Source organism: Pseudomonas sp. PDM09 (assembly GCF_014852305.1).
Taxonomy (GTDB): Bacteria; Pseudomonadota; Gammaproteobacteria; order Pseudomonadales; family Pseudomonadaceae; genus Aquipseudomonas.
Genome location: NZ_JACVBI010000001.1, coordinates 40,871 through 60,212 on the forward strand (window position 1 = coordinate 40,871; position 19,342 = coordinate 60,212).

Below are 19,342 nucleotides of genomic sequence, written 5' to 3' on the forward strand. Positions count from 1 at the left end.
CAGTAGGCGCTGGCGCAGGCTGCGATCTTTTGATCTTTTAACCATGAAACAGCAAAAACAGCAGCACCAGATTCACCAGCAACGACACCAGCGCCAACGTCCGCCAGACTTTCAGCGGTTCGCGCTCCAGCAACGGTCTGGGGCGCACGCTCAAACTGCGGCGTTCTCCCTGTTCCAGTAGCAACAACCATTCTTCCGCCGTTTCAAAACGCTGATCCGGAGCCGCCGCCACCGCGCGCTCCAGACTTTGCGCGATCCATTCCGGCAGGTCGGGCCGGTAGCGACTGGCGCTGACAGGCACACCAAACCGAGGGCGCTGGAATGCTTCGATTTCGCCGTAGGGATAATGCCCGGTCAGCAGGTAATACAAGGTCACGCCCACCGCATACAAATCCTGTTGTGGTGTAGGAGGATCACCTCGAAAGGCTTCCGGCGCGATATAGCTGGGCGTTCCGGGCAGGGCGCAGGCTTGATCTTCGGACAGCCCGGGGCAGTAGGCGAGGCCGAAATCCAGCAGGCGCAGCTCACCGTCGTCCCCCAGCAGCAGGTTCTCCGGTTTGATATCGCGATGCAGAATTTGCCGTCGATGCAATATGCCGATGGCCCGCAGCAGGCGTTCGGCCAGATCCAGCCATTGAGCCAATGGCAGCGTAGCGACACGCTCATGCAGCTCTGCCAAGGTAGACCCGGAATATTCACGCATCACGTAGTACAAATGCTGACGCTGACTGGCGGCATGGACTTCAGGAAAATGCCGCCCGGCCACACGTTTGAGAAACCATTCCTCTGACAACAACGCCTGCCCGGCCTGGTGATCGTCACGGAGCGCACTGGGCAAGGTTTTCAGCAGCCAGGGCTGTTGTTGTGCGTCGCGCACCCGGTAGAGCAGCGATTGCTGGCTCTGGCCGAGGATCCCTTCGACCTGCCAGCCTTCGAACGTCTGGCCCGGTTTCAGCGCAGGCGGGAGTGGCCATTGCTGCAGATGAATCAGCGCGTCGCCAATGCTGGTTTCACCGAGGGCATCGACCCGCACCAACAGGGCGCTGGCGTTGTCCTGACTGCCGGCCAGATGTGCAGCGTTGACCAGGGTCTGCGCGGCACTGTTCAGGTCGGGTTGATCGCGCAGAATCGCGGCAATGGCCGTGTCGCCCAGCACGGCCCAGATGCCGTCGCTGAGCAGCACGAAACTCTCGTTCAGGCGCAGTTCACCATCGAGAAAGTCCAGCACCAGGTGTTGATCCAGCCCAAGGGCACGTTTGAGCACATGCTGCATGCCCGGCTGGTCCCAGACGTGATCCTCACTCACCCGTTGCAGTGTGTCGGCGTGCCAGCGATAAACCCGGCAATCACCCACATGAGCCAGAGTGAAACGCCTGCCGCGCATCACCAAGGCACTGACGGTAGTCAGCAGCGGTTGCCCGCCGCCGTTCGCCTGCAACCAGCGGTTTTGCGCCAGTAGCAGACGGTCCAATGCCTGGGCGACGCCCCAGGTTTCCGGGGTGGCGTAGTAGTCCAGCGCCAAGGCCTGCAAGGTCGAACGGGCTGCGAGCCCGCCATCGGCACATTGGCTGACACCGTCGGCGATGGCGAACAGGTAACCCTTGCTTGCCGCCAGCGCCGGGGCCGGAGTGACCAGGCGCACAGCGTCCTGGTTCTCCTCGCGGGGGCCGATGGCGCTGTGTTCGGCGAAGCTCAGTTGCAGGCTCATTCAGTCCTCACACCCGTGCTGCGGTAACGGCTGCCGAACCCCAAGTGGTTCTCCAGCGACGTTTCACACCATGCAGACCAAACCAGGCGAGTACGCCGAGGCTGGCGAACAACCACAAGGCCATTTGATAGCTGCCGGTGCTTTGCTTGATCGCGCCCATGCCGGCGGCCAGTGCGAAGCCACCGATACCGCCGGCCATGCCGATCAGCCCGGTCATCACACCGATCTCCCGACGAAAACGCTGCGGGACCAACTGGAATACGGCACCGTTGCCTGCACCCAAACCGAGCATAGTGCACACGAAAAGCGCCAACGCGGCGTAGGAACTCGGCAGATTGAAACCTACCGTTGCAATGCAGATCGCTGCCACGGTGTACATCGCCAGCAAGGTGCGAATCCCGCCGAAGCGATCCGCCAGCGCGCCGCCCAATGGACGCATCAGGCTGCCACCGAACACACAAGCAGCAGTGTAGTAGCCGGCAGTCACCGGGCTCAGGCCGTACTGGTCGTTGAAGTAGCCGGGCAGGGCGCTGGCCAGGCCGATGAAACCGCCAAAGGTCACGCTGTAGAAAAACATGAACCACCAGCTGTCGCGATCACCCAGGGCCTTGAAATAGTCTGACACGGACTTGGGTTTCGGGCGCTCCGGTGCATTTTTGGCCAGCCAGGCGAAGACGATCAGGGTCAGGACCAACGGGATCAGGGCGAAGCCGAACACGTTGCTCCAGCCAAATGCAGCGGCCAGTACCGGGGCGATCAAGGCAGCGAGGACGGTGCCCGAGTTACCGGCACCGGCGATGCCCATGGCTTTGCCTTGGTGCTGGGGCGGATACCATTGCGAGGCCAATGGCAGGGCGACGGCGAATGACGCACCTGCCACGCCAAGGAACAGGCCTAGCAACAACGCTTGTTCGTAACTGTGGATGCCGACTTTCCAGGCGACGAACAGGGCGCAGATGACGATCACCTGGCCGATCAACCCGGCGATTTTTGGCGACAAACGATCAGCCAGCAGGCCCATCAAAAAGCGCAATATGGCCCCGGCCAGAATCGGCGTGGCCACCACCAGCCCGCGTTGTTGGGTGGTCAGGTGCAGATCAGCGGCGATCTGCACTGCCAAAGGGCCGAGCAGGTACCAGACCATGAAGCTCAGATCGAAATAGAGGAAGGCTGCGAACAGTGTCGGGGTATGGCCGGATTTCCAGAAGCTTGAATTCATCGCGCACCTCAGCTGTCAGGCGTATCAAGAAGGAGTCATGAGCTTGCAGGTGGGGCGCCGCAACGGCCGCACCACCAGCCCCGGTCTCTGGGGCCAAAACGGAAAAACGCCGCTACCCGATCCGCCAGGGGGCGAATGAGGTGAGCGACGTCTTCGTCGTAGGTGGGGCAACCGCCGTTGGTTACCTTGCAGGGATTACCTAGCGAGATCTGTGCCAACAAGGGAGACCGAGTCGCGGCCATTCGCGAGCAAGCCCGCTCCCACAGGGGAATTGTGTCGTTCACGACATTGAAGTTCGACACGAATCAAATGTGGGAGCGGGCTTGCTCGCGAAGGCGATCGATCATTCACAGCAGGGCTTCAGCCAAGCAACTCACTCATGGCAATGATCTGCTCCGCCACCTGTATCAGCTTCTGCTGGCGGCTCATGGCCTGGCGGCGCATCAGGGTGTAGGCCTCTTCTTCGTTGCAGTCCTTCATCTTCATCAACAGCCCCTTGGCCAGCTCGATGCGCTTGCGCTCGGCCAGTTGCTGGTCGCGGGCGTGCAGTTGCGCGCGCAGGGCCTGGTCGCTTTCAAAGCGCGCCATGGCCACGTCGAGAATCGGCTGCAAGCGTTGTGCGTGAATGCCTTCGACGATGTAGGCACTGACGCCGGACTTGATCGCCCGGCGCATCACGTCGGGGTCGTGCTCGTCGGTGAACATCACAATCGGACGTGGTTGGTCACGGGTCACCAGCACCACTTGCTCCATCACATCGCGGCTCGGTGACTCGGTATCGATCAAAATCACGTCCGGACGCACCGTTTCGACGCGCGCGGGCAGGTCAATGGTCAGGCCGGACTCGTCGATGACCTCGAACCCGGCCTCGGTCAGAGCCGCCTTCAGGCGCCCGACTTTTTTCGCAGTGTCATTGATCAGCAGGATACGCAACATATTCGTAGGCTCCTGTCAGCGGCTGGCGAGAAGGGGAGCGCTGTCGCTCATGGCGTGCAGCGTGAAGCTGCGGGCATAGCCGGCCGGGTCCGAGCCGTCCCAGACTTTGCCGTCGATCAGTTGACTGCTGCGCATTTCCTGACTCCGGGCGGGCACACCGACAGCGGTGGCGGCCTCACGGTATAAGTCTAGTTGTTGGACCTGACGGGCCACGCCTAGGTAATCCGGGTCGTCACGCAACAAACCCCAGCGACGGAACTGGGTCATGAACCACATACCGTCGGACAAATACGGAAAATTGACCTCGCCACCACCGTGAAAACGCATGGCGTGCGGGTCTTGCCAGCGATTGCCCAGACCGTCGGCGTAGTCACCGAGCAAGCGTGGTTCGATGCAGTCGAGCGGTGCATCCAGATACTCAGGCGCACTCAACAGTTGCGCGGTGCTGCGGCGATTTTCATGGCTGGCTTCGATGAATCGGCTGGCTTCGAGGATCGCCATCACCAATGCCCGTGCGGTGTTGGGGTATTGCTCGACAAAGGTGCGGGTGCAGCCGAGGACTTTTTCCGGGTGATCGGGCCATAGGGTCTGGCTGGTGGCCATGGTAAACCCGAGATTCTGCTGCACCGCACTGGCCGCCCACGGCTCGCCGACGCAGAAACCGTCGATGCGCCCGGCTTGCAGGTGCGCGACCATTTGCGGCGGCGGCACCACCACACTGTCGACATCCTGCAACGGATGAATGCCCTGACTCGCGAGCCAGTAATACAGCCACATGGCGTGGGTGCCCGTGGGAAAAGTCTGAGCGAAGGTCAGTTTTGGGCGACTTTGGTGCACGTGCCGGTCCAGTGCTTCAGGACTGGTCACGCCCAGGGCCTGCAAGCCGTGGGAAAGGTTGATGCTTTGGCCGTTCTGGTTCAGGCCCATCAGCACGGCCATGTCGGTGGAGGCTACGCCGCCGATCCCCAGGTGCACGGCGTAGATCAGGCCGTACAGGCTGTGGGCGGCGTCGAGTTCGCCGCTGACCAGTTTGTCCCGCAGGTTGGCCCAGGACGATTGGCGCTTGAGGTTCAGGGTCAGGCCGTAGGGTTGGGCAAAGCCCTGAGTGGCGGCGACCACCACTGAGGCGCAGTCGCTCAGGGCCATGAAGCCGAGGTTGATTTCAGTCTTTTCCGGGGCATCGCTGCCGTTGACCCAGGCCAGTGGGCCGGCTGATGGTTCGTTCATCGATTTCGCACCTTCCAAAAAAAAGCGTCGTCCCAAGGCCTTTGCGTGGGCAAAGCCGGGTGACGACGCCATTGTCCTTCCACTCATCCCGCCGTTGGCATGAGTGCTGATGCCTGTGATTGGTGCAAGGCATATGCCATCGCTGGCTGATTTTGTTGCGCGCCTCGCCTGTGGACCCGATGCACGGCTATAATCGCCGCCTCTCATCGCCAACCGAGTCAAGCCTGCCCATGTACACCCTGGCCCGTCAGCTGTTGTTCAAACTTTCCCCGGAAACCTCCCACGATCTGTCCCTGGACCTGATCGGCGCGGGCGGGCGTTTGGGCCTTAACGGCTTGCTGTGCAAGGCACCGGCGAAACTGCCGGTAACGGTCATGGGCCTGGAGTTCCCGAACCCGGTGGGTTTGGCGGCCGGTCTGGACAAGAACGGCGCGGCGATCGATGGTTTTGCCCAATTGGGTTTCGGCTTCGTCGAAATCGGCACCATCACGCCGCGTCCGCAACCGGGTAATCCGAAACCACGGATTTTCCGCTTGCCGGACGCCGAGGCGATCATCAACCGCATGGGCTTCAACAACCTCGGCGTCGATCACTTGCTCGCTCGCGTGGCGGCGGCCAAGTACAAGGGCGTGCTGGGCATCAACATCGGCAAGAATTTCGATACGCCGGTTGAACGTGCGGTCGATGACTACCTGATCTGCCTGGACAAGGTTTATGCCCACGCCAGCTACGTGACGGTCAACGTCAGTTCACCGAACACCCCCGGCCTGCGCAGTCTGCAATTCGGTGATTCGCTCAAGCAATTGCTCGCCGACCTGGCCACCCGCCGGGCGGAACTGGCCTTGCGTCACGGCAAGCATGTTCCGTTGGCGATCAAGATCGCGCCGGACATGACTGATGAAGAAACCGCCCAAGTCGCCCAAGCGTTGATCGAAACCGGGATGGACGCGGTGATTGCCACCAACACCACCCTGAGCCGCGTTGGCGTCGAAGGCATGGAGCATGGTGACGAGGCGGGCGGGTTGTCCGGCGCACCGGTTCGCGACAAGAGCACGCACACCGTTAAAGTGCTGGCGGCGGAACTGGCCGGTCGTCTGCCGATCATCGCCGTGGGCGGCATCACCGAAGGCAAGCACGCGGCTGAGAAAATTGCCGCGGGTGCGAGTTTGGTGCAGCTCTACTCCGGCTTCATCTACAAAGGCCCGGCGCTGATTCGTGAATCGGTGGATGCCATAGCGGCCCTGCGCTGACCTGTAGCAGCTGCCGAGCCTGCGAGGCTGCGTTCGGCGGCGAAGCCGTCGTAAACCCTGCATGCACGGTATACCCGTAATACCGCAGTGTCTGATTTCACGACGGCTTCGCCGCCGAACGCAGCCTCGCAGGCTCGGCAGCTGCTACAACGGGGGGTGTTTCGGCAAAATGCAGGCATAAAAAAGGGCTCCTCGAAGGAGCCCCTGGGCCGAAGCCCGCCGTCCGGATGGGACGTGCGTGGTTAAGTCATTACGTAATCAGATTGTCGTGTCGGAGTGTGTGCCCTGTATTAGCCGACGGCGTGAAGTTCGTTGAGTCTGTGGATTCCCGCAGTGCCGGTCATACCGTCCCAGTTGTCGCCGCGTCCTTCTCGCCAGCCATTGATCCAGGCTTGGCGTACCGACGGTAGAGTAAAAGGGCAAAGCTCACGGGATTTACCACCAACGCCATATTGATATCCGCGCAAAAATGCTCTTTCCAACGGATCACGCTTAAGTCTTCTCATAGGGTGTTTCCCTCACTTGTTGACTGTATTTATCGCGTCGACCTCAATCGAGGTCAGGCAGAAAAATCCTGCCGTTGGCGGCTCGCTGCCGGCGTCGCGAGCCAAGGTGTTGACGCCGTTGCGACGTCAACCTGAGTTGAGTTCTAACCAATGCGTCACATCGAGGGAATGATCGTTTTGTCATAAGAACGTAACCATAAAGATGCTATGGCCATAAGTAACACGATATTTGTCCCGTGTTTGTTGGCCAAACCCCGGTATGATCGGCCCTGCACGGAATGAGAGGGTTGAGGCCTTTAACGAGAATGACACCCGTTCACCTGGGGACTATTCGACGAAGGGTCGACTTATGACATTTTGTTGCATCAACTTTTTTATCTGCCCTGGCATCTAAGCTCTTTTAACCCGTGCAGTCAGGGTGGGGACGGCACACCTTCGTGCCACGCGGGCGCTCTGTTAGAAAAGCGCCTGATTGAAAACCGGATCGGCAATGCGTTGCCGGTTCACTTAGCTAAAGGCTCTGGAATTACCATGTCCGATCGTTTCGAACTCTTCCTCACTTGCCCCAAAGGCCTTGAAGGCCTGCTCATCGAGGAAGCCGTCGGGCTTGGCCTTGAGGAAGCACGTGAGCACACCTCGGCTGTGCGCGGCATGGCCACCATGGAAACCGCCTATCGCCTGTGCCTGTGGTCGCGTCTGGCGAATCGGGTGCTGCTGGTGCTCAAGCGCTTCCCGATGAAGGACGCCGAAGACCTCTACCACGGCGTGCTGGATATCGAGTGGCAAGACCACATGCTCAACGATGGCACCCTGGCCGTCGAATTCAGCGGTCACGGTTCGGGCATTGATAACACGCACTTCGGCGCCTTGAAGGTCAAGGATGCGATCGTCGATAAACTGCGCACCCCCCAGGGCGATCGTCCGTCCATCGACAAGCTCAACCCGGACCTGCGCATTCACCTGCGCCTGGACCGTGGCGAAGCGATTTTGTCCCTCGACCTTTCCGGTCACAGCCTGCACCAGCGTGGTTACCGCTTGCAGCAGGGCGCGGCGCCGCTGAAGGAAAACCTCGCGGCGGCGATTCTGATCCGTTCCGGCTGGCCACGGATTGCCGCCGATGGCGGCGCACTGGCTGACCCGATGTGCGGTGTCGGTACGTTCCTGGTCGAAGCCGCGATGATCGCCGCCGACATGGCGCCGAACCTGCGTCGTGAGCAGTGGGGCTTCACCGCCTGGCTCGGTCACGTGCCGGCGCTGTGGAAAAAGCTCCACGAAGAAGCCACCGAACGCGCCGCAGCCGGTCTGGCCAAGCCACCGCTGTGGATTCGCGGTTATGAAGCTGACCCGCGCCTGATTCAACCGGGCCGCAATAACGTCGAACGTGCCGGCCTGAGTGAGTGGATCAAGATCTACCAGGGCGAAGTCGCGACATTCGAGCCGCGCCCGGACCAGAACCAGAAAGGCCTGGTGATCTGCAACCCTCCGTACGGCGAGCGTCTGGGCGATGAGGCGAGCTTGCTCTATCTCTACCAGAACCTCGGCGAACGTCTGCGTCAGGCCTGCTTGAACTGGGAAGCGGCGGTGTTCACCGGCGCCCCGGACCTGGGCAAGCGCATGGGCATCCGCAGCCACAAACAGTATTCGTTCTGGAACGGCGCCCTGCCGTGCAAGTTGCTGCTGATCAAGGTCACGCCGGACCAGTTTGTCACCGGCGAGCGTCGCACTCCGGAACAGCGCCAGATCGAGCGCGAACAGGCCGAATCCGACGCTCCATCGAACATCGAAGCGCCGGGCAAGTACGAGAAGTACAACAAGAACGGCAACCCGATCAAACCGGCACCGGTGGTGATCGAGCAACCGCGCTTGAGCGAAGGCGGGCAGATGTTTGCCAACCGTCTGCAAAAAAACCTCAAGGCCCTCGGTAAGTGGGTCAAGCGTGAAGGTATCGACTGCTACCGCGTCTACGATGCCGACATGCCGGAATATTCCATGGCCATCGACCTGTATCACGACTGGGTCCACGTTCAGGAATACGCTGCACCGAAATCCATCGATCCGGAAAAAGCCTCGGCACGGATGTTCGATGCCCTGGCGGCGATCCCGCAGGCGCTGAACATCGACAAGAACCGCGTGGTGGTCAAACGTCGCGAGCGTCAGAGCGGCACCAAGCAGTACGAACGCCAGAGCGCACAGGGCAAGTTCAACGAGGTCAACGAAGGCGGCGTGAAGCTGCTGGTGAACCTCACCGACTACCTCGACACCGGGCTGTTCCTCGACCACCGGCCGATGCGCATGCGAATCCAGAAAGAGGCGGCCGGCAAGCGCTTCCTCAACCTGTATTGCTACACCGCGACCGCCAGCGTTCATGCAGCCAAGGGCGGTGCGCGCAGCACCACCAGCGTCGATCTGTCGAAAACTTATCTGGATTGGGCGCGTCGCAACCTGTCGCTGAACGGTTTTTCCGACAAGAACCGTCTGGAACAGGGCGATGTGATGGTCTGGCTCGATGCCTGCCGTGACGAGTACGACCTGATCTTCATCGACCCGCCGACCTTCTCCAACTCCAAGCGCATGGAAGGGATCTTCGACGTGCAGCGTGATCAGGTGCAGTTGATCGACTTGGCGATGGCACGTCTGGCGCCGGGCGGGGTGTTGTACTTCTCCAACAACTTCCGCAAGTTCACGCTTGAGGAAAACCTCACCGAGCGTTATGCCGTTGAAGAAATCACCGCCCAGACCATCGATCCGGATTTTGCCCGTAATGGCAAGATCCACCGTGCGTGGAAGATCACTGCTCGCTGACACTTGAGCCTGATTGGATCCAGAGCCTTGATTTTTAAAGGCTCTTGGGTTCTTTCAGTGCTGGTCAAATTAGTGGCTAATAGCTATAACTCAACACATGGCCAATGGGCTTTTCCGGCACCTGGCGTTTTGAGTTGTATCTATGTCGCTGCACGCCGTGCGCCCCAAGATCCTGGGTTTTATCCGCGAAGATGTTTCGGCCTGGCTGGTCGCACTGTTGGCATTGCTTGTCGGCGGGATTCTCACGGGATTGCTGGCCTGGGCGACGTTCAATCAATTTCATCAGCAATTGCGGCAACGTTTCCAGCTGCTCGCCAGTGAACGTTACAGCCGTATCGAAGAACGTTTCGAAGATCAGGAGCAGCGCCTTGACGGCCTGCGTCGGTTCTTCGTCAATTCCGAATCGGTGTCCCGCGAGGAATTCGACGGTTACGCCAAACCTCTTTTGCGTCGCACCCAGGCTTACTCCTGGGCCCCCCGGGTTTCCCGCGCCGAACGTCCTCTGCTTGAACGCGAGGTGCGAGAAGAAGGCTTGAGCGGCTTCACCTTTCGCGAACTTGCCGCCGACGGCCAGTTGCAACCTGCCGTAGAGCGGGACGAGTACGTACCAGTGCTTTACACCCAAACCCAAAGCCGACTGCCCACGCCGCTGGGTTACGACCTGCTGGCCCAGCCCCTGCGCCGTTCGACCCTGGAACGCGCCGATCGCAATGGCCGCATGGCCGTGTCGCAACCGTTGCATCTGGTAGGCATCGAGCCCGCCTATTCGCGGGGCGTGTTGCTAGTGGCTCCGGTCATCCATCAGAACATCCCCAATGCTGCGCCCGCCGGCTATGTCATGGCGGTGATCAGCATGCGTCAGTTGTTGGCGGACGGGCTGCCGGAAGAGAATCATGACTCTCTCTCGGTGCGTATCCTCGACTTGTCCACCGATGATCAGCATGAAGTGTTGTATGAGTCGACCAACACGGCGGGGGCCAGTGACCTGTCCTCCACACGTTTGCTACGTCTGGCCGACCATGACTATCAAGTGGATATGCGTCCCAGCGCCGCGTTCCTGAAAGCCAACCATTCCTCGGTGGCCAGCCTGGTGGTACTCGGCGGTTTGCTCAGCCTGCTGCTCAGTGTGTTTCTCTATGTGTTGGTCAGCCAGCGTCAGCGAGCGCTGAAAATGGTGGAGCAGCGGACCCAGGAACTTCACGACCGTGAGCAAGAGTTGCGCGGCACCCATGGCCAGTTGCGCGGTGTGCTGGATGCCGCGACTCAGGTGGCGATCATCGCCACCGACTTGCGCGGGGTGATTAGCACCTTCAACGCCGGTGCAGAGCAAATGCTCGGCTATTGCAGTGCGCAGGTGATAGGCCATATGACCCTGGAAAGCCTGCATCTGCCCCGGGAACTCGAAGCGCGCTCGGCCGAGTTGAGCGCGCGCTATGGCAAGCCCATCCCGACGTGTCAGGCGATGCTGGTCGAAGGCGGGGAAGAGGGCGGTCACGAAGCCCGTGAGTGGACGCTGGTGCGCCACGACGGCAGTCACTTGACGGTGAACATGCTGGCGACCCCGGTACTCGACGAGCAAGGCTTGTGGGTCGGGCACCTGGCGATTTGTATCGACATCACCGAGCGCAAGCGCGTCCACGAAGCCCTGGCGGCACGTGACCTGTTGTTGAAGAAACTCAGCGCCCATGTGCCCGGCGGGATCTACCAGTTCAAGATGGAATTCGATGGGCGCTTCAGCGTGATCTACGCCAGCGACGGTATGCGCGATATCTACGAACTCGAGCCGGACGTGTTGTTGCTCAACGCCGAAGCGGTGTTCGCGCGGATTCATCCTCAGGACGCGCGTCGGGTCCGCGCTTCGATCCTGGCCTCGGCTGACACCCTCAGCCCTTGGCGTGAAGAGTACCGCGTGCAATTGCCCCAGCGTGGTCTGCGCTGGGTCCGCGGTGAAGCGACTCCTGAAGAACTGCCCGGTGGCGGTGTGCTATGGCATGGTTTCATCTCGGATATTTCCGACCTCAAGCGCGTGGAGGAGGAGTTGCGCGCACTGTCAGTGACCGACTCCCTGACCGGGATCCATAACCGTCGTTACTTCCAGGAGCGCCTGACCACCGAAATGGCGCGGGTCGAGCGCGGCGGTGGCGAGTTGTCAGTGATCATGCTCGACATCGATCACTTCAAGCGCATCAATGATCAGCACGGTCATGCCGTGGGTGATCGGGTATTGCAGGCCGTGTGCGAGCGCATTGGCGGTCGCCTGCGGTGCACTGATGTGTTTTGTCGCCTGGGCGGCGAAGAGTTCATGGTGCTCTGTCCGGATATCAACGGCGAACAGGCCCACGTGCTGGCCGTGGAGTTGTGGCAAGGGTTGCGCAGTGCGCCGATCGACGAGGTCGGGATCGTCACCGCGAGTTTCGGGATTGCCAGTTGGCGGGCCGGAGAGGGCGCGGATGCGCTGCTGTTGCGGGCGGACTCAGGGGTATATGCGGCGAAGCAGGCGGGAAGGGATCGGGTTGAGGGGCAGATGAGCTAGGACAGCATGCGGACCCTGTGGGAGCGAATTGTGGCGAGGGGGCTGTGTGATCGTTCCCACGCTCTGCGTGGGAATGCCTCAATGGACGCTCCGCGTCCGCTTCGGCAGGGACGCGGAGCGTCACCGGCTGCATTCCCACGCAGAGCGTGGGAACGATCAGGTTGGGGGTTACAACACCGAAGCCGTTTCCGGCAGTTTCGGCTGGCGATACAGGTCCAGCAGCACCTGATCCAGCACCGAGGAGGCGCCAAACGGTGCCTTGTCGTTGAGGATCGCCACCACCGCCCAGGTATTGCCATTGATGTCGCGGCTGTAGCCGGAGATGGCGCGCACGGTGTTCAGGGTGCCGGTCTTGACGTGGGCTTCACCGCGCATCGCGGTAGTCTTCAGGCGTTTGCGCATGGTGCCGTCGGTGCCGGCAATGGGCATCGAGCTGATGAACTCGGCGGAATACGGGCTGCGCCAGGCGGCTTGCAGCATCGCGGCCATTTCACGGGCACTCACTCGCTCGGCGCGGGACAGGCCGGAGCCGTTCTCCATCACCAGGTGCGGCGCAGTGATGCCTTTTCTCGCCAGCCACTGACGCACCACGCGCTGGGCTGCCTTGGCGTCGTCACCGTCGGCATCCGTGCGGAACTTCTGGCCCAGGCTCAGGAACAACTGCTGAGCCATGGTGTTGTTACTGTATTTGTTGATGTCGCGAATGATCTCCGCCAGGTCTGGCGAGTAGGCCCGGGCCAGCACCTTGGCGTTGCTCGGCGTCGGTGCCAGACGATCCTGGCCCTGGATGCTGCCGCCCAGTTCCTTCCAGATCGCCCGCACAGCGCCAGCGGTGTAGGTCGCGTGGTCGAGCAGCGACAGGTAGGTCTGGGAGCTGCAGCCTTCGCCCAACTGACCGCCGACGGTCACGGTGACGCTGCCATCAGCCTGGGGCACCGGGTTGTAACGCACGCCACCGGTGCATTGCTTGGAGTTGAGCGCCTTGACCTGATTGTCGATGCGGATGCTGGCAATCGGTGGCTCGACCGACACCAGGACCTTGCCCGAGTCGTTGCGGGCCACGAAGCGCAGGGCCTTGAGGTTGACCAGCAGCGCGTCGGGTTTGACCAGGAACGGTTTGTTCTCGTCGTTGCCGTCGTCGTTGAATTCAGGCAGTTGTGGTTGCACGAAGAAACCGCGGTCCAGCACCAGGTCGCCGGTGACCTGGGTCACGCCGTTGGCGCGCAAATCGCGCATCAGCAGCCAGAGTTTTTCCATGTTGAGCTTCGGATCGCCGCCACCCTTGAGGTAGAGGTTGCCGTTGAGGATGCCGCCGCTGAGGGTGCCGTCGGTGTAGAACTCGGTTTTCCACTGGTGGTTCGGGCCGAGCATTTCCAGCGCGGCGTACGTGGTCACCAGCTTCATGGTCGAGGCCGGGTTAACCGAAACATCAGCGTTATGAATGGTTGGGGTGCCCGGGCCGTTGAGCGGGATCATTACCAGCGACAGGGCACTGTCTTGCAGTTTGCTGGCCTTGAGAGCCTTTTCGACGTTGGGCGACAGGGCGGTATTGATCGAGGCGGCGGAAACGGGGAGAGCCAGGGGCAAAAGAAGACTGGCCAGCAGCAATGGACGCAAAGATTTGATCATTTGAAATAAAACCCTACAGCCGAGGGGAAAAAAGACGAGGGCATGGAGATAAATTCCCTCAGCGGTCATGAAAGTGTCGGCATTATGCCCCAAGGTGCAACAGCTTGTGCCGTACCCCGGTCGTCTAATCGGCTATTTTTTTACCGGCGGTAGGTGTAGCGGCATTCTGGGACGGGCAATCGGCGCCTTAAACTGCTAAAGTGCGGCCCGTTAATACTTATGAGGATTGTTCCAATGGCGACTAACCGTTCCCAGCGTCTGCGCAAAAAACTGTGCGTCGATGAATTTCAAGAGCTGGGTTTCGAACTGAACCTGGATTTCAAAGAAGATTTGGCTGATGAAGCCATTGATGCTTTCCTCGACGCGTTCCTGAAAGAAGCCATGGAAGCCAACGGTCTGGGCTATGTTGGCGGCGACGACTTCGGTCTGGTTTGCCTGCAAAAGCGTGGCTCGGTCTCCGAAGAGCAGCGTGCTGCTGTTGAAGCCTGGCTCAAAGGCCGCAGCGAACTGACCGAAGCAACCGTCAGCCCGCTGATCGACGTCTGGTACCCGGAAAAGCCGATCAATCCGGTAGCTTGATGTTCAAAAAAACGGCGACCCAAGAGTCGCCGTTTTTTTTGAAGATCAAAGGATCGCAGCCTCGTTTCACTCGACAGCTCCTACAGGGCAACGCATTCGAAGCTAGGCGCTGTGTAGGAGCTGTCGAGTGAAACGAGGCTGCGATCTTTTAACCTCGACGCCAATTCAAGATCAATAACGTCAACACCCCCGCCACAATCCCCCAGAACGCCGAACCGATGGAAAACAGCGTCAACCCCGACGCCGTGACCATAAAGGTAATCAGCGCCGCTTCCCGTTCCTGCACTTGCGCCATGGCAATGCTCAACCCATTGATGATCGAGCCGAACAGCGCCAGCGCGGCAATCGACAGCACCAATTCCTTAGGCAGTGCGGCAAACAACGCCGCCAGCGTCGCGCCGAACACCCCGGCAATCCCGTAGAAGATCCCGCACCAGACGGCGGCCGTGTAGCGCTTGTTGCGATCTTCATGGGCATGCGGCCCGGTGCAGATTGCCGCGCTGATGGCGGCCAGGTTGATCCCATGGGAGCCGAAGGGCGCCAACAGCAACGAGGCAATACCGGTGGTGGTGATCAGCGGTGAGGCCGGCACGTTGTAGCCATCGGCGCGCAATACGGCGATACCCGGCATGTTCTGCGAGGTCATCGCCACCACGAACAGCGGAATGCCAATGCTGATGGTCGCGGCCAGGGAGAAATGCGGTGTAGTCCAGACCGGTGTCGCGACTTCCAGATGGAAGCCACTGAAATCCAGCAACCCCATAAATCCTGACAGCACAGTGCCGATCAACAGCGCGGCGAGCACGGCGTAGCGCGGCGAGAGGCGCTTAACCACCAGATAGGTGAAGAACATTCCCAGGACCAGCGCAGTGCGGTGCTGGGCGGCGACGAAAATCTCGCTGCCGATCTTGAACAGAATCCCCGCCAGCAACGCCGCCGCCAATGAGGCCGGTATCTTTTTCACCAGCCGTTCGAAACTGCCGGTCAGGCCACAGAGGGTCACCAGCACCGCGCAAGTGATATAGGCGCCAATGGCCTCGCCGTAGCTGACACCGCCAAGGCTGGTGATCAGCAACGCCGCGCCGGGGGTCGACCAGGCGATGGTGATCGGGGTGCAGTAGCGCAGGGACAAGCCGATCGAGCACACCGCCATGCCGATAGAGATCGCCCAGATCCACGACGAAATCTGCCCGCTGGTCAGGCCTGCTGCTTGCCCGGCCTGGAACATCAGCACCAGTGAGCTGGTGTAGCCGGTCATCATGGCAATGAACCCGGCGACGATGGCCGAGGGTGATGTGTCAGTCAGAGGGCGAAGCTGCGTGTGCGTGGCGTCGGTCATGAAAGCGGTGTTCCTTATACATGAAGATGTCCGAAGCGACGCTGAACCCTGTGGGAGCGTGGCTTGCCCGCGAATGCGTAGTGTCAGTCGACATCAATGCTGAATGACACGGCGCCTTCGCGGGCAAGCCACGCTCCCACAAGGGATTGTGTTCAGGCTGCGGATTCTGCGTTCAAGCCTAAACTGAAAAGTAACCGGTCGTTGCGATACAGCGAGGGCGACAAACAGCCGTACAGTCGTGTTGCCACCTTCCATTGTGTACAATCGCGGTGTTTTTTACGCGATACTTGCCAGCGACCCACTGTGCCGTATTACAGTCACGGTCAATTCGCCGCAGTTCTCCCGACTCGAGTGCCCATGAACGAACAGTTGCAACCCCTCAAGAAACAACCGCGAGCAGGCAAAGCCGGGCGCAGCGGTACCCAGGACGATATGGTCTACGCGCATATCTTCGAGGCCATCCTCGAACAGCGTCTGGCGCCCGGCACCAAGTTGAGCGAAGAAGCGCTGGGGGAAATTTTCGGGGTCAGCCGCACCATCATTCGCCGCGCGCTGTCGCGCCTGGCCCATGAAGGCGTGGTGTTGCTGCGACCGAATCGCGGTGCTGTCGTCGCCAGCCCGAGTGTCGAAGAGGCCCGTCAGGTGTTTCTGGCGCGGCGTCTGGTGGAGCGGGCGATCACTGAATTGGCGGTTCAGCACGCCACCGCCGAGCAACTTCTCGAATTGCGGCAGATGGTCAACGACGAGCGCGACAGTTTTTCCCGTGGCGATCGTGGTGCCGGTATCCGTCTGTCCGGCGAGTTCCATTTGAAACTGGCCGAAGCGGCGAAAAATGCCCCGCTGATCAGCTTCCAGCGCAGCCTGGTGTCGCAGACTTCGTTGATCATCGCCCAGTACGAGAGCGGCAACCGTTCCCACTGTTCTTATGATGAGCACACCCAGTTGATCGACGCGATCGAAGCGCGGGACGCGACGCTGGCGGTGGATTTGATGATGCATCACATGGACCACATCGACAGCAAACTCAACCTCGACGAAGAAAGCGCGTCGGATGATTTGCATGCGGTGTTTTCGCATTTGTTGCAGACCAGGAAGCCTGGGCGCTCGACTGCCAAGCTCTGACTTCCTGACGCTGATCGTTCCCACGCTCCTGGGCGGCCGGTCGCGAAACTCTGATAGACCGAGTCGCGCCCATCGCGAGCAGGGGAATGCATTTCAAATGTTACAGATCATTCCCACGCTCTGCGTGGGAATGCAGCCCGTGACGCTCCGCGTCACTGGACGCGGAGCGTCCCTAGAGGCATTCCCACGCGGAGCATGGGAACGATCAGCCCCCGGAATAGCTTAACGCTGATGCACCAGATTCCCCGCCGCATACGTCTGCAGAACAGTCCGGTCATCCCCCAGCGTCATCAATACAAACAACGTCTCGGCAATGTTATTGGCCTGTTTCAGGCGATAGCTGAGCAGTGGCGTGGCGTTGTAGTCCAGCACCAGGAAGTCCGCGTCGGTACCCGGTTGCAAGGTACCGATCTTGTCTTCCAGACGTAGCGCGCGGGCGCCGCCGAGGGTGGCCAGGTACAGCGACTTGAAGGGGCTCAGCCGCGCGCCTTGCAGTTGCATGACTTTGTAGGCTTCGTTCAGGGTTTGCAGCAGCGAGAAGCTGGTGCCGCCACCGACGTCGGTACCGAGACCGACATTGAGTTTGTGCTTCTCGGCCATCGGCAGATTGAACAAGCCGCTGCCGAGGAAGAAGTTCGAGGTCGGGCAGAAGGCGATGGCCGACCCGGTTTGCGCCAGCCGCGCGCACTCGTCGTCGCACAGGTGCACGCCGTGGGCGAATACCGAGCGTTCACCGAGCAATTGGTAGTGATCGTAGACATCCAGGTAACCTTTGCGCTCCGGGAACAGCGCCTTGACCCACTCGATTTCCTTGAGGTTTTCGCTGATGTGGGTCTGCATATACAGATCCGGGTATTCGCTGAGCAACTGGCCGGCGAGGGTCAGTTGTTCCGGGGTGCTGGTCGGTGCAAAACGCGGAGTGACCGCGTAGTGCAAGCGGCCCTTGCCGTGCCAGCGCTCGATCAGCGCCTTGCTTTCGACGTAGCTCGATTCGGCGGTGTCGGTCAGGTAGTCCGGCGCGTTGCGGTCCATCATCACCTTGCCGGCGATCATGCGCAGGTCCAGCTGTTCGGCGGCTTCGAAAAACGAGTTCACCGATTGCGGATGCACGCTGCCGAACACCAGTGCGGTGGTGGTACCGTTGCGCAGCAGTTCCTTGATGAAAATGTCCGCGACTTCGTCCGCATGGTTCTTGTCGGCGAACTGGCTTTCACAGGGAAAGGTGTAGGTATTCAGCCAATCCAGAAGCTGTTCGCCGTAGGCGCCAACCATGCCGGTTTGCGGCAAGTGAATGTGGGTATCGATGAAGCCCGGAGTGATCAGTGCGTCCTGATAATGGGTGATCTCGATGTCGGCCGGCAGGGTCGGCAGCAATTCGCTGGCGTGGCCGATGGCGCTGATCTGGCCGTTATCGACTACCAGCAGGCCGTCTTCGAAATACTCGTACGAAGCTTCGATACCCACTTCGGCGGGATCGGCGATGCTGTGCAGGAGGGCGGCGCGGTAGGCTTTGCGAGTCAGAGGCATGAGCGTTCTCAATTAGTTCGAAGCTGTTCAGTTCGAAGCTTTCAGTTCAAAGCTTGGCTGCGGCGTGAAGCAGGCAGCAGTTTGGCGATCGATGATCCGGCGCTGGCGGTGTGCTGGCCGAAATTCGCGTTATAGGTGGCGATGATTTCGCCGGCGATGGAGATGGCGATTTCCACAGGCAACTTGCCTTTGACTTCGCCGATGCCCATCGGGCAGCGCATGCGTTGCAGCACGGCGCTGTCGAAACCGCGGTCACGCAGGCGGTGTTCGAACTTCACCCGTTTGGTCTTCGAACCGATCAGGCCGAAGTAAGCGAAGTCATTGCGCTTGAGGATCGCGGCGGTGAGTTCAAGGTCGAGCTGGTGGTTGTGGGTCATGACGATGCAGTAGCTGCCGGCGGGCAGATCATCCACTTCATCCAGCGGTTCTTCAGTGACGATTTTGCGCACGCCGTGGGGGATCTGATCGGGGAATTCAGCTTCCCGCGAGTCGATCCAGCGCACCCGGCAGGGCAGGCTGGCGAGCAGCGGCACCAGCGCCCGGCCGACGTGGCCGGCGCCGAATACGGCGATCTGCGCCTGGACCTGGCCCATCGGTTCGAACAGCAACACCGTCACGCCGCCGCAGCACTGGCCCAGGCTGGCGCCGAGGCTGAAGCGCTCAAGGTGGGTGTCCTGCTTGCCGCTGGCAAGCATCTCGCGGCCGATCTGCATGGCCTTGTATTCCAGATGCCCACCACCGATGGTGTCGAAGGCTTGCGTGGCGCTGATGACCATCTTCGAGCCGGCATTGCGCGGCGTCGAGCCGAGCTCTTCGATGATGGTCACCAACACACAGGGTTCGCCCCGGGTTTGCAGGTCGGCGAGGGCGTCGATCCAGTTGTACATATTCACCTCAACATCTTTGTTGTCTGTTCGGCCGTCATCGCTAGCAGGCTAGCTCCCACAGGGTTTGTGGTGTCCACA

The 19,342-nt window shown here is 60.6% G+C and carries 14 protein-coding genes; 5 read left to right on the forward strand and 9 right to left on the reverse strand.

The annotated features are described in order from the left end of the window. Window positions 1-37: 37 nt before the first annotated feature. From IB250_RS00170 to IB250_RS00185, 4 genes are all read right to left on the reverse strand, one after another. Complete coding sequence (locus IB250_RS00170) at window positions 38-1,708, reverse strand: bifunctional protein-serine/threonine kinase/phosphatase (protein WP_123496411.1); 1,671 nt, start codon at window positions 1,706-1,708, stop codon at window positions 38-40. A 7-nt stretch (window positions 1,709-1,715) separates the two neighbouring features. Beyond that, window positions 1,716-2,927: a nitrate/nitrite transporter gene (locus tag IB250_RS00175; RefSeq protein WP_192342518.1), complete on the reverse strand. Its 1,212-nt coding sequence runs from the start codon at window positions 2,925-2,927 to the stop codon at window positions 1,716-1,718. Window positions 2,928-3,287: 360 nt separating this feature from the next. Further along, window positions 3,288-3,863, reverse strand: a complete 576-nt coding sequence (locus IB250_RS00180; RefSeq protein WP_008006986.1) for an ANTAR domain-containing response regulator — start codon at window positions 3,861-3,863, stop codon at window positions 3,288-3,290. Between the two features lie 15 nt (window positions 3,864-3,878). Beyond that, window positions 3,879-5,090: a CmpA/NrtA family ABC transporter substrate-binding protein gene (locus tag IB250_RS00185; protein ID WP_192342519.1), complete on the reverse strand. Its 1,212-nt coding sequence runs from the start codon at window positions 5,088-5,090 to the stop codon at window positions 3,879-3,881. A gap of 230 nt (window positions 5,091-5,320) precedes the next feature. Here IB250_RS00185 and IB250_RS00190 point away from each other — a divergent pair, with 230 nt between their 5' ends. After that, window positions 5,321-6,340, forward strand: coding sequence for a quinone-dependent dihydroorotate dehydrogenase (locus tag IB250_RS00190; RefSeq protein ID WP_038980250.1), 1,020 nt, complete (start codon window positions 5,321-5,323; stop codon window positions 6,338-6,340). 290 nt (window positions 6,341-6,630) lie between these two features. Here IB250_RS00190 and rmf read toward each other — a convergent pair whose 3' ends face one another. Continuing rightward, complete coding sequence (rmf, locus tag IB250_RS00195) at window positions 6,631-6,846, reverse strand: ribosome modulation factor (RefSeq protein WP_003223300.1); 216 nt, start codon at window positions 6,844-6,846, stop codon at window positions 6,631-6,633. A gap of 531 nt (window positions 6,847-7,377) precedes the next feature. Here rmf and rlmKL point away from each other — a divergent pair. Both rlmKL and IB250_RS00205 read left to right on the forward strand, forming a co-directional pair. Further along, entirely contained in the window at window positions 7,378-9,648 is a 2,271-nt protein-coding gene (gene rlmKL / locus IB250_RS00200) for a bifunctional 23S rRNA (guanine(2069)-N(7))-methyltransferase RlmK/23S rRNA (guanine(2445)-N(2))-methyltransferase RlmL (protein WP_008074082.1), read from the forward strand. A gap of 142 nt (window positions 9,649-9,790) precedes the next feature. Further along, complete coding sequence (locus IB250_RS00205; RefSeq protein ID WP_192342520.1) at window positions 9,791-12,181, forward strand: GGDEF domain-containing protein; 2,391 nt, start codon at window positions 9,791-9,793, stop codon at window positions 12,179-12,181. A gap of 168 nt (window positions 12,182-12,349) precedes the next feature. Here IB250_RS00205 and dacB read toward each other — a convergent pair whose 3' ends face one another. Further along, window positions 12,350-13,810, reverse strand: coding sequence for a D-alanyl-D-alanine carboxypeptidase/D-alanyl-D-alanine-endopeptidase (dacB, locus tag IB250_RS00210; protein WP_038979930.1), 1,461 nt, complete (start codon window positions 13,808-13,810; stop codon window positions 12,350-12,352). 234 nt (window positions 13,811-14,044) lie between these two features. On the opposite strand from dacB, the gene IB250_RS00215 reads away from it, so the two are divergent. Next, a complete protein-coding gene (locus IB250_RS00215; RefSeq protein ID WP_007896965.1) occupies window positions 14,045-14,389 on the forward strand; it encodes a YggL family protein in 345 nt (114 codons plus the stop codon). Between the two features lie 148 nt (window positions 14,390-14,537). Here IB250_RS00215 and IB250_RS00220 read toward each other — a convergent pair whose 3' ends face one another. Continuing rightward, a complete protein-coding gene (locus IB250_RS00220) occupies window positions 14,538-15,728 on the reverse strand; it encodes a benzoate/H(+) symporter BenE family transporter (protein ID WP_192342521.1) in 1,191 nt (396 codons plus the stop codon). Between the two features lie 357 nt (window positions 15,729-16,085). On the opposite strand from IB250_RS00220, the gene IB250_RS00225 reads away from it, so the two are divergent. Continuing rightward, window positions 16,086-16,850 (forward strand): GntR family transcriptional regulator, encoded by a 765-nt coding sequence (locus tag IB250_RS00225; protein ID WP_123496423.1) that lies wholly within the window; start codon window positions 16,086-16,088, stop codon window positions 16,848-16,850. A 222-nt stretch (window positions 16,851-17,072) separates the two neighbouring features. Here IB250_RS00225 and guaD read toward each other — a convergent pair whose 3' ends face one another. After that, the gene (gene guaD, locus IB250_RS00230; protein ID WP_192342522.1) at window positions 17,073-18,377 is read right to left on the reverse strand and encodes a guanine deaminase; all 1,305 of its coding nucleotides are present in this window, start codon (window positions 18,375-18,377) and stop codon (window positions 17,073-17,075) included. A 41-nt stretch (window positions 18,378-18,418) separates the two neighbouring features. Next, window positions 18,419-19,264 (reverse strand): xanthine dehydrogenase accessory protein XdhC, encoded by an 846-nt coding sequence (xdhC, locus tag IB250_RS00235; protein ID WP_192342523.1) that lies wholly within the window; start codon window positions 19,262-19,264, stop codon window positions 18,419-18,421. Between the last annotated feature and the right edge of the window lie 78 nt (window positions 19,265-19,342).